We start from the raw sequence: 9,054 nt of genomic DNA on the forward strand, positions 1-9,054 counted from the left end.
GGCCAACGACCGCAAGCAGGCGAAATCACTTCCGCCGTCAAGCGCAGCGGATTTCGTGCGACTCCCGCGACCGTACAGCGTGTCAGGGGCAGACGGCCTGTTGCGGCACTCAGGCCTCGGAAGGAAAAAGAGCAATGGCAAGCAGGCCTTCCACGGCGGTGCGGACGTTTGTCGCCGCAAAAAGGCGGGTTCCGCTCTGCGTTTTTCCGGGCAGAGGGCACGATACGGCAAGAAAGCCCTGCCTGCGCACCTCTTCCGCGTCGAGACCGAGCTTTTCCGCGCTTTTTTCGCCCTTGCCTGAAAGTACCAGCACGGCCACGGCAAGTCCGGCGTTCGCCCCGAATAAGAGATCCTCCACCTTGTCGCCCACCATGGCGCAGCGCGAGGCGTCAAGATTGTGCGCCGTCTTCAGGCTCTCCCACATTCCCGTATCCGGCTTGCGGCAGCGGCAGCCTTCCTCGGGGCCGTGCGGACAGAAGCGTTCGTCATCCACCGCCGCGCCGAACGGCGCAAGCAGCTCGCCGAGCCTTTTTTCGCAGGCGTGCCAGCCGGACTCGGGAAAATACCCCCGCCCTATGCCCGACTGATTGCTCACCACAAACGTCTTCACGCCCCACGAATGAAGCGCGCCGAGAGCCTCTCCCGTACCGGGTATGAGCTCCACACCCTCAGGGTCGCCCAGATAGTGCTTATCCACAATAAGCGTTCCGTCACGGTCAAAAAGCACTGCCGAAAGTTCCATGCCTGCTCCTTTTTCTGCCCGGGTAACACAGCCGCCGAAAGACTGCAATCAGAGGCCCGCATTCCCCAGAGCGTTGAAAAACGCTGAGCGGAAAACAACGGGCCCGCAAAAAGTTAAAAATGACTGTCCGGTGTCAGCGACGGGTTCCCCAGAGCTTCGGACAGACACTCTCCCTCAAATCTGGAAATCCTTCCAACCACACCGATGTGACCGCTTCGCGGGAACATCGGTCGGCAGCCGCAGGCGGGCGCAGCCGCGCACGCCTGCACTGACTGCGCAGCCCGAAACGCGTCCGCCGAGCCTTCCGGCCTTTGGCCATCCCCCCTGCCCTTTCCGTTCAGGGCCCGGCTTCTGAGTTTCCCGAGCGTTGTTAAAAAGCTGAAAGAAACAGGGGGGTGCGGGGGGAATTATTTCCCCCGCATGCCTTTCGGGGGCCCGGGGGAGTCCCCCGGCGGGGTCAGGGGCGGCGCCCCTGCTCTGCCTCTCCTGCCTTTCCTGCCTTTCCTGCGTTTCCTGCGTTTTACAGCCAGGCGTCAGAGGCGTCATGGGGGATGATGAGGGGGCCTTTGGGGAGGGCGTGCCAGGGGAAGGGGCCTTCGCGCATGATGCTGTCGGCGAGTCTGGAGGGGGAGACGGGGGAGGCATCGGGCTGGAGGCCTGCGAGTCTGGCGAAGAAGCCTATGATGGACGTGGGGGAGCAGCCTTTTTCCCTGAGGGCGGCGATGCTGAGGCTGTGGTGTCGTTTGGCGAGGCGTTCGCCGTTTTCGTCGCAGAGCAGGGGGACATGGGCGTAGGTGGGGGGGATGGCGTCAAGGAGTCTGTAGAGCAGAAGCTGCCGCGGGGTGGAGAGGAGGATGTCTTCGCCGCGGACTATCTGGGTAACGCCCATGCGGATATCGTCCACGACCACGGCGAGCTGGTAGGCCCACACGCCGTCGGAGCGTCGGAGGGCGAAGTCGCCGCCGCAGTCCTTGAGGGCGATGTTCTGGGGGCCGAGGACGAGGTCGTTGAAGGATTCCACGTCATCGTCGGGACAGAGCAGGCGCAGGGCGGGGTGTCGGCCTTCAGCCTCCTTCTGTGCGCGCTGTTCGGGGGTAAGGTGGCGGCAGGTACCGGGGTAGGCGGCTCCGGCGTCGCCGAGGCCGTCCGAGGCGCCGTGGGGCGCTCCGGCAAGGATGCGCAGTTCCTTTCTGGTGCAGTAGCAGGGGTAGACGAGCCCTCTGGCCTTCAGGGTATCGAGGGCGCGTTCGTAGAGGGGGCCGCACATACTCTGGTGATAGGGCGCGTGCAGGCCGTGGGAGGAGCCTTCATCCCAGTCGAGGCCGAGCCAGGAGAGATCGCGTTCCATGGCGTCCATCCACTCGGTGCGGGAGCGGTCGGGGTCTATGTCTTCGTGGCGCAGGATGACGCGGCCGCCCGAGGCGCGGGCGCCGAGCCAGGCCAGAAAGAACGACCAGGCATTGCCGAGGTGCATGAGTCCGGTAGGGCTCGGGGCGAAGCGGCCCGTAACGGTTCCGCCGGAAGAAGTATGCTGAATCATGCCGTAGTCTCCGGTTGTTGCGGTATGCGTTCAAAGCACTGTTCGATGACGGCGTTGGACACGAGCATTCCACGGCGGGTCAGGGCGAAGCGTCCGCCTTCCAGACGGGCCATGCCCCGCCATTTGAGCTCTTCAATGAGACCCTGATTGTCTGCCACGAAGTCGCGGCCCGTGGCGCGGCGATACTCCGCCGTGTCCAGTCCGTCGGTCATGCGCAGGCGCAGCATGACGAGCTCTTCCATGCGTTCCCCAAAGCTGAGCTCCTCCACGGTTCCGGCCTCGCGGTTTTCCTTCACCGAAGCGAGCCAGGTATTGAGATCAGCGGGCTGACTTATGCGTCTGCCGCAGAGGAAGCTCACGGCCGAAGGGCCCACGCCGAGATATTCTCTGCCCAGCCAGTAGCCCTCGTTGTGACGGCACCGACGTCCCGGGCGGGAAAAATTGGAAATTTCATACTGCGCATAGCCCGCGCTCTCCAGCAGGGCTCCGCCCTCCTCGTACATGGCGGCGGCCTCATTCTCTCCGGGCAGGACAAGCGTGTGCCGGGCCTGATAAAGCGGGGTTCCTTCCTCAAGGGTAAGGCCGTAGCAGGAAAAGTGTTCGGGCTCGAGGGCGGCGGCCTCGGCAAGCTGCGCCTTCCAGCTTTCGAGCGTTTCGCCGGGCAGCGCCCAGATGAAGTCGAGCCCTATGTTGTCGAACTTCGCCCTGCGCAGCGCGCGGAAGGCGGAAAGCGCGTCCTTTTTGTCGTGCACGCGGCCCACGGCGGCAAGGAGGGCATCGTCGAGCGCCTGCACCCCGAGCGACATGCGGTTCACCCCGGCGGCGCGAAAGCCCGCCGCGCGGTCGGCATCCACGGATTCCGGATTGGCCTCCATGCTTATTTCCGCGCCGCCATCCAGAGCAAAACATTCCGCCACCGTATCCAGCAGGCGTCCCATGACGGAAGGCGGCACAAGGCTCGGCGTTCCGCCGCCGAAAAACACGGTTTCCACGGCGGGATGCCCCAGCTCCTCCGCCCGACGCCGCAGCTGCGCCTCCACGGCGTCGGCCCACAGCCGCAAGGCGTCTCCCGAATCGACAGGCACGGAATAAAAGGCACAGTAACGGCACTTGCGCCGACAGAACGGAACATGAACATACAGCAGCATGATTCAAGCATGAAAAAAACGGGCTCCCCCGTCAAGCCCTGAAACAAAAAAAGCCTTCCTTCTTTACGCCTTCTCCGCTCTCCCCTGCCCTGCCGACAGGCTGCGTCCCCTCAAAAAAAGAAAACGTCCCGCGCCTCCGTCCCATGCGTTGCCGTTGTCTGCTCTGCGCTCCAACAATGCATGACCATGAACTTATGAATTACACAGCAACGTTCAAAACATTTTTACAGTGCATAATAAAAAATTCATTATGGAATCATAACTCATGTAAATTTTATTTTATGAAGAAAAAACGGCGATAAAAAAAAGTTCAGTTGTGCACAAAAAAAGTTCATCAGCAAACAATCATGGTCATATATCGAAATTTTTTCCGCGTTTTTTCTTTTCTTTTTATTGTAATGCATGAAATTTTCTTTCCAATTGTTAAAACAACATATTTTTTTCTGGTCTTTAATATAATCCCATGATATCCGCTTGTTTTCACAAGGCGCAGGTACCTGAAAAGCATGAATTTTCACGGTTCTGTCGTTTTTCGGAACAAAAGTCCCGCCGCGACTTCCCCCTGCTCCTGCGGAAAGTTGGGCGCAGCGCGGCACAGGGAAAACTCATTCATGGAGGCATGACAATCATGTTGAGCAGAAACGCCCTCGGCAATCTCATCAACCGCTACGCCGCAGTGCTGAAAAAATGCCGTCTTCTGAACGTGTTCGGCTCGCTTGCCCTGGCAGCCATGCTGGCCGCGGGCTCATCCGGGGCGGCCACGGCCTTTGAAAGCCAGTTCTCCGACCACGTGCCCGAACATCCCGACTTCGTGGCCGGCAGCGTGCCGGACCTCGGCCCTCCCGCGCAAGTCACCCATACGCTCCAAAAGGAACAGACCGGCGTCGTCTGGGGCGTGGCGAACGGGGCCGACACTCCCGCGCTGGTGTATGCCGACACCAGCAACCCCGTTGCCGAAAACCACGGATCCGTATGGGTGAAGGCCTCGGAAAAAGGCGGCTATGCCGAAGCCATGGGCGGCCAGTACGGCACGGCCTTCACGCTGACCAATCACGGCTACATCTATGTGGACGGCACCACGCCTTCCGCCACCAAGGGCATGGGCGTGAACCCCGACGGCAAGGCCTTCAACGAAGGGCTCATCGCCGTGCGCAAGGGCAGCGCCATGGCGGACAATTCCGGCTCAGACGCCAAGACCATCGTGAACAACGGCGTCATTTCCGTGGAAGAGACCGGCGGCGTGGGCATCTACTACCGCAAGGAAAACGCGGCCCGCGGCGAAGTGACCAACAACGGCACCATTCTCGTTTCCAACGGCGGCACGGGCGTCGTCATCACGAACGACAAAAACGACGCCTCCTACAACGAAAAACATTTCACCAGCACCGGCACGATAGCCGCCGACGATGCGAGCACGGCCATTCTCGTAGCCGGCACCGACGGCGCCACCATACACCTCAAAGGCGACAGGAGCCGCGTCGAGGGACTCATCAGCCTGCAGGGCACGAACAACCGCCTCGTCATCGACGGCATGGGGGCCAGGGGCGCGGAGAACCTGTACGTCAAAGGCTCCTTCTCGGGCAGCATACGCAACAACAGCAACGTTGCCTTTACCGACAATTCCGCCGTGGCGCTGGACGGTTCGCTCGCCGTGGACGCCACTTCGAGCGCAGCGCTTGCCAACGTAACCCTGACCCGGGGCAGCAACGCGCCGGACAGGGCCCTTGTGTCCGTCACGGGCGATGCCGTCACCCTGAACGGCGGCACGGCCACGGACGGCACGGCATCCCTGACGCGCGCCGTCCTGCAGAAGGACCGCGTGGAACTTTCGGGCGCAAAGGCAGCCGGTCATCAGTTCAGCTCGGGCGCGGGCGGCGTGGTGCACGCCGACCTCTCGAACGGGCGCAGCCTCATCATTAAAGATTCCCGCTTTTCGGACAACCTCGTAACGGAGAACGGCGGCGCGGGCGGTGCGGCGCTTTTCGTGCGCGGCAACGCTCCCGTAACGCTGCAAAATGTCGAGTTCAGCAACAACGCCGTCAACGCCGGGGGCTCCCGCGGCGGCGCGATAGACAACGACGGCGCTCATCTTTCCATCACGAACGGCGTCTTTGCGGGCAACCGGGCCGCCGCCTCCGGCGGAGCCCTCCACAATGCGGCGGGCGGCAGCGTGGTGTTTGCCGGAACCAACGTGTTCTCCGGCAATCAGGCCGCAGGCGCGGCCAACGACGTGCACAACGCCGGAGCCGTCACCGTGGCAAGCGGCGTGACGCGCTTTGACGGCGGCTACACCCAGAAAGGCGCGAATGCTTCCCTTGCGGTGAACACGGGCGCGGCGCTCGCCGTGGCCCTGCCCGACTCGGGCGGCGTGACGGCCTCCCCCAAAGAAGCGCTGCTCGCCCTCGGCAAGCTGCTCAATCTCGGCGGCGGCAGCCTGCGCGTGGGCGACGCGAACGCAAGAAGCCCAGCTTCGGTCATGTTCGGCAAAAACTCTCTGCTCGTGGTGGACGGCCATGCCGCCAAAAGCGGCCCCATGCTCACGGGCAGCGGCAGCCTTGTCGTGGACGAAGGCTCGAAGCTCTACATTGCCAACGCGCAGGCCGGGGAATCATATGCCGTGACCTCCGGCCTTTCCGTGGCCGACGGCGATTACTGGAAGAGCGCCAGCCTTCTTGCCGGACGCCTCATTGAAGCCGAAATATCCTCGGACGGCGGCACGATCACCGTACACACCGAAGCGCAGGACGCCGCGCGCACCCTGCCCGGCGTGATTCCCGTCCGCGGCCTCAACGCCATGATGGACGGCGGCAAAAACGACATCGACTCCCCTTCCGCCGGTCTGCGCTTTCTGAGCCGGGCCATGGACGAAACCTATGTGCCCGACGACGCCGCAGCCGTGGCCGTGGTCAACGAAGTGTCGCGCGCCGCCGTGACCGCAGGCGTGCAGAACACCGCCCTGCGCCTTGCCGACGCCGCCGTGACCCGGACAGCCCGTCATCTGTCCCTGAGCTTTGCCGATGCGGGCAGCGCCATGGACGAAAGCGGCGTCACCGTGTGGGCCGCGCCGCTCTACGGCAACACGTTCAGCCACGGCCTGAGCGTGTCCGGCACGTCCGTGCGCGGCAACTACGGCGGCCTCGTCCTCGGTGCGGACAGGAAGGTCGGCGAAGTGCTCGGCGGCGCGGTGCGCGCCGGTCTTGCCGTGAACGGCGGCGGGGGCCGATCCGAAACACGCGGAACAGTCTCAAGCACGGGCAATTCCTACAGCTTCGGCGGGGTGAACCTGTACGCGGGCTGGAATCCGGGCAATCTGAACGTCACGGCCGGGGCGGGCTGGTTTGTCGGCGCCCACGACCTGACCCTGAACCTGCCCTCCTCCATGCAGATGGGGCCGCTCCGCGCCGACGTGGACACCGGCGCGTTCGTGGCCGACCTGCGCGGCGAGTACCGCATATCCACGAGCGTTGCGGACATCACGCCTCACGCGGGCGTGCGCTATGCCTCGCTCTCGACCGACAGCCACACGGTGGGATCGAACGACGCCACGGTGAATGCCGTGGCCTCCGACAGGCAGGACATCGTGCAGTTTCCCGTGGGCGTGACCCTCTCCAAAAGCGTGGACGTCTCCGGCTGGAACGTCACGCCGCTGCTCGACGTGTCGGTCATTCCCGCCGCCGGGGACAAAAGCAGCACGACGAAGGTCTCCTACGCGGGCACGCACGCTGCCGACAGCGTAAGCACCCGCATCATGGATTCCATGAGCTGGGAGGGAACCGTCGGCGTGCAGGCCGAAAAGGGCAGCTTTGCCCTCGGCCTCAACTACGGCGTGCAGGCCTCGAAGCACGAGAGCGACCAGAGCGTCAACGTGGGCATACGCTGGAAGTTCTAGCGCGGGCCGCAGGCTTTGACCGCGCCGGGGGAAGCCGATCCTTCGGCCCCTGCGAAGGCCGTTCCCGCTCCGCCCCGTATCCCGCCTGCAAGACGCCGCTGCGCGGGCCGTGCCGCCGTGCGTGACGCGCCTCTCGCCCCGCGGCCCATCAGACCATCAATCATCAAATAATCCGCCATGTTGAAAGCGCCGTCCTCCTCTCTGGAGCGACGGCGCTTTTTTGTCTTCGCGCCCGAATTCCCCGCCCGGCAGCATACCCTCATGCAGACGCTCATAACTATATAAATAAAACTGACAGTATCGCATAAAAAATTTTTTCTTTAATTTTTAATTTATCTTCGATTAAAAAATCTTTTTTCTTCCATATATAATGCATGTATCTTTTTATATATAACATATCAGAAAATCATACTTTTTCGACGATTTTAAAACAGATGTCGACAGGATTAAAAAAGGTAAAATTTTTCTGGAATTAAAGAAAATTTAATGATATTGACAAATTTGTAAAAGTAATATGTCGAAAAAGTATGATTTTTCGACATTATTCCTTTTGTCTTAAAATACATACAGAATACGTCCATTTTAAGAATTTTTCATGCAGAAATTCTTGAAAAAGCCGTCTTCTGCATAAAAAGATACAGTCAATCATGGAGGTTATTGACATGTTGACCAAAGGGGCAATCGGCAATCTCATCAACAGGTACCGGGCAGTTCTGAAAAAATGCCATCTCATGAACACGTTCGGCTCTCTTGCCGTGGCGTCCATGCTCGTCATGGGAGCCGCAGGGGCGGCCATGGGTGCCGTCGCTCAAATCGGCAACAATCAGTATGACAGCCTTGCGGCAGCCGTCGACGCCGCACAGTCCGGCGACACTATTGTTCTCTTGCAGGATTTCCAGGGGAGCGGGGTAAAAATAGACACCGCTAAAAAAACGACATTACCATTGATCTGGGAGGACACGAATACACCGTCGTCAATCCTACCGTGGGTTCTACCGGAACAGAAACCAACGGCTTCCAGCTCCTGAAAGGCGGAGAGCTCACCATCAAGAACGGAACAATCACTGCCGGCACCGACTCTGCAAAAATACTTATTCAGAAATATTGCGACCTCACGCTGGACAATGTGACATTGAACGGCAGGGAAGGCACGACAGATTATACGCTTTCCAACAACAACGGTACGACGACGGTCATCAATGGTTCCGGCATCAACGCTTCCAAGAACGGCTTTGCCTTCGATGCCTACGACTGGCCCAAGAACGGATACGGAAACGTTTCCGTTGTCGTTGACGGCTCATCCATCAACGGAAGAATTGAAATGGAGACTGACGGCACTGCGTGGTCTGACGGTCGCACTCATGAAATTACTTTAAAAAATACTGCCATCTCAAATCAGAGCACTACCGGAAACGGCGGTGCCATCAAGATAAATTCCTCAACGGCATCGGCATCCATCGACAACGTCGCGTTCAACAACAATGCGGCCGTAAGCGGCGGCGCCATATGGAACAAGGGGCAGGTGGAACTGAGTGATGCCAGCTTCACCGGCAATACGGCCAGCTCTCAGGGCGGCGCCATCTTCAACCAGGGCAATATGACCGTAGGCGCCACCTTCACCGGCAACAAGGCCAGCCAGGGCGGCGCCATTCTGAACTACGGCGGCACCGGCACTTCCCTGACCGTCTCCGACGGATCCATATTCCGCAGCAACGAAGCCAGCTCCGTCGGCGGC

At 60.7% G+C, this 9,054-nt stretch carries 6 protein-coding genes; 3 read left to right on the forward strand and 3 right to left on the reverse strand.

All coding sequences use genetic code 11. The features are described 5' to 3' along the window. Positions 1-109 precede the first annotated feature (109 nt). The 3 genes from Q0J81_RS08875 to hemW form a co-directional block, all read right to left on the reverse strand. A complete protein-coding gene (locus Q0J81_RS08875; protein WP_294447275.1) occupies positions 110-742 on the reverse strand; it encodes an HAD family hydrolase in 633 nt (210 codons plus the stop codon). Between the two features lie 520 nt (positions 743-1,262). After that, a complete protein-coding gene (gluQRS, locus tag Q0J81_RS08880; protein ID WP_294447276.1) occupies positions 1,263-2,282 on the reverse strand; it encodes a tRNA glutamyl-Q(34) synthetase GluQRS in 1,020 nt (339 codons plus the stop codon). Next, complete coding sequence (hemW, locus tag Q0J81_RS08885; RefSeq protein ID WP_294447277.1) at positions 2,279-3,430, reverse strand: radical SAM family heme chaperone HemW; 1,152 nt, start codon at positions 3,428-3,430, stop codon at positions 2,279-2,281. The genes gluQRS and hemW overlap by 4 nt, the downstream gene beginning before the upstream one ends. Before the next feature lie 619 nt (positions 3,431-4,049). Here hemW and Q0J81_RS08890 point away from each other — a divergent pair. The 3 genes from Q0J81_RS08890 to Q0J81_RS08900 form a co-directional block, all read left to right on the forward strand. Beyond that, positions 4,050-7,319: an autotransporter outer membrane beta-barrel domain-containing protein gene (locus tag Q0J81_RS08890; RefSeq protein ID WP_294447278.1), complete on the forward strand. Its 3,270-nt coding sequence runs from the start codon at positions 4,050-4,052 to the stop codon at positions 7,317-7,319. Between the two features lie 662 nt (positions 7,320-7,981). Continuing rightward, complete coding sequence (locus Q0J81_RS08895) at positions 7,982-8,347, forward strand: hypothetical protein (RefSeq protein ID WP_294447279.1); 366 nt, start codon at positions 7,982-7,984, stop codon at positions 8,345-8,347. Then, on the forward strand, positions 8,305-9,054 hold a 750-nt coding region (locus Q0J81_RS08900; RefSeq protein ID WP_294447280.1), incomplete at its 3' end, for a hypothetical protein. The genes Q0J81_RS08895 and Q0J81_RS08900, both read left to right, overlap by 43 nt.

Origin of the sequence: uncultured Mailhella sp. (assembly GCF_944324575.1) — a bacterium.
Classification (GTDB): domain Bacteria; phylum Desulfobacterota; class Desulfovibrionia; order Desulfovibrionales; family Desulfovibrionaceae; genus Mailhella.